Annotated in this window: 2 pseudogenes; both read right to left on the bottom strand. The window is 61.2% G+C overall.

The window, feature by feature from the left end:
* Positions 1-1,810: 1,810 nt before the first annotated feature.
* Positions 1,811-2,066 (bottom strand): annotated as a pseudogene (locus RM96_RS40155) (H-NS family nucleoid-associated regulatory protein).
* Positions 2,067-2,116: 50 nt separating this feature from the next.
* Positions 2,117-2,232: pseudogene (locus tag RM96_RS40150) on the bottom strand (esterase); the annotation flags it as partial.

The raw sequence follows: 2,232 nt of genomic DNA, 5'->3' as shown, positions 1-2,232 counted from the left end.
TTTGAAGCTTCCGAAGTCCGAAGACCTCGGGCATCCGCTACCAAGCGCCCACACTTATCGGTTGTTTGGTTGTTAAAGAACTCGTCCGTTCGTTACCGTCCGGACCCGCACCGGCTTTGCCGTCTGCGTCGCTGCGTTGTGTTTGCCGCGAAGGAGCGAGACTATAAAGAAGTTTCTGCGATTAATCAATAATTCTCGAGAAATTCTTTTATGCTGGAAAGCACACCCTTTTGGGTTAATCCTTGCAAGTCTTTTCCCATCTCCGTTGCGCGGTGCTTTGCGAACGGGGGCGAATATTAATGCCTCCATGCCTGGCTTGCAAGCGTTTTTGAAAAGAATTCTAAAGAGACTCTTTTGTCACTTATGCGTCGACCTCCGACCGGGATGAGGTGGGCACTTCCATCTCCCTCACCATCCTCTGCGTCGGCAACGCCATCGCACCCGCTACGTTTGCAGACGACCTCAGATTTGGCTTTAACGCCTTTTTGGGCGGGGCCACCGGTGCGCCGCTTTAGTGCGATGCGGCTCACTCGGACAGAACCGGGAACATTTCAATTGCATGGCGTACCTGGGAGAGACGTCCCATAATTGGTTATCCCATGGCAGGTATCGCTCGGGTTGATGGCAATGCCCTCCGAGTTCGGTTCTCGGTCGAGGGGAAATTTTCCGACCTTAGTGCAGCAATAGCGAAACTCAGTCGAAACTGCTGGGGCATTCGTCATCGCTGGGGAAGCCATGGCGGGTTGTTCAGGTGTCGGGACGTCTTTCGTCCCTGGGGGAGCCTTGGCGGATTGTTGAGAGGCCGGGACATTCCTCGTCGCTGGGGAAGCCTTGGCGGGCTGCTGAGGGGCCGGAACCTTCCTCGTCGCTGGGGGAACCCTGGCGGGTGGCGCAGGTGTCGGGACATTTTTCGAGGGTGGGAAAGCCTTGGTGGGTTGCTCTGCGTTCTGGTCCTCCGCGACCGGAGGGACGCACTGGCCTTTCTCGCAAATTCGCTCCCCTTTGCACTGCATGTCATATTGGCATCCAACTGCACTGGCGTGCGGCGCAAACCCTACCGCCGTTGATATGGCGAGAAGCAAACCTAGCGCTTTCATGCCGAGCACCACCCCCTTCTCTATATAGAAAATAGCCAGTCCGTGCGTGTTGCCCTCCGCCCGCCATGCCCTGCTGGCGGGCTTCACGCGCCTCTAAGCCCAAGCGGTCTTACGCTGGCCTGGCCGGTGGTCTTAGGAGGGCAAATGTAGAAGTAATGGCGGCTACGCCGCCTCGGCCTCGCGCTCGCTGGCGGTGCTGGCGACAGTGCAAGCCTGGTCGATAGGCAGAGGGACCGGCTTCGCCACGGCCACAGCCGGCTCGACCTGCTCCAAGAATGCGGCCGTCACCGGGCCGGTTGGTTTTGGAAACGGACGCAGCCAAGCCATCAACGCCGCCCGGCGCTCGTCGAGGCGAGAGCGAAGCGATAAGGTCGTCGGGCTATGCCGCTGCTGGGCCGCATTCTCACGGGGGCGATCCAGATAATGATTCGGGAAGCACATGGGATACCTCCTTTCGGAAGGCGGAGACGTCCCCACGAGCGTCGCTTCAATCCGGCAGGGACGACCACTTCTAGTATGGAATGTGCACACGCTGAGCGCCACCCGAGCTGACCGCTTCGCTACCGGGGCACCCGGAGCAGCCATGCCACCGAGCGCGGTACTACCGGGATACTGGCTGCTCCTGCCTGCTGGCCACTGCCCCGCGCGGCCTCGCGGAATCGTATGAGTCCACTTTCACAAGGCGACCGCCCCAAGCAAATTCGCTGTCGAAGCTATCCGATCCGGAAAAATTCCACACTCTGCCCGGCATGCATTGCCCGCCGCAGCCAATCGGGCATCTCGCCCTGCCCGTCCCAGTTTTGCCCCTCGGCGGTACCAGACCGGCGGCGAAGGGGGCGGCGCTGGCGGGGGTGGCGGGGGCGGATCGAAGCACCCCACCGCCGCCAGTTCTTCCATTGTCAGCCCGTACTCGGCCATCTGCCCCTGGATCCCGCGGATCGCCGCCGCCCGCTCATTTTTCACCGTCATCGCACAGATCTGGCGCGAGAAGCCGGTGCGTTTCCGCCCCTGTGCGCGCTTCAGTCCGCGCGCGGATGTGCGAGGAAAAATCGCAGCATTTCCGCACTGGCGTCGGGCCCCTTCGGATCGGTGTAGGTGCCGCGGCGGCTGCCGCCCGACCACGCATGTCCGGCAC

This window comes from Cupriavidus sp. IDO (assembly GCF_000812465.1).
Taxonomy (GTDB): domain Bacteria; phylum Pseudomonadota; class Gammaproteobacteria; order Burkholderiales; family Burkholderiaceae; genus Cupriavidus.
This window is presented reverse-complemented; position numbering and strand designations above follow the sequence as displayed.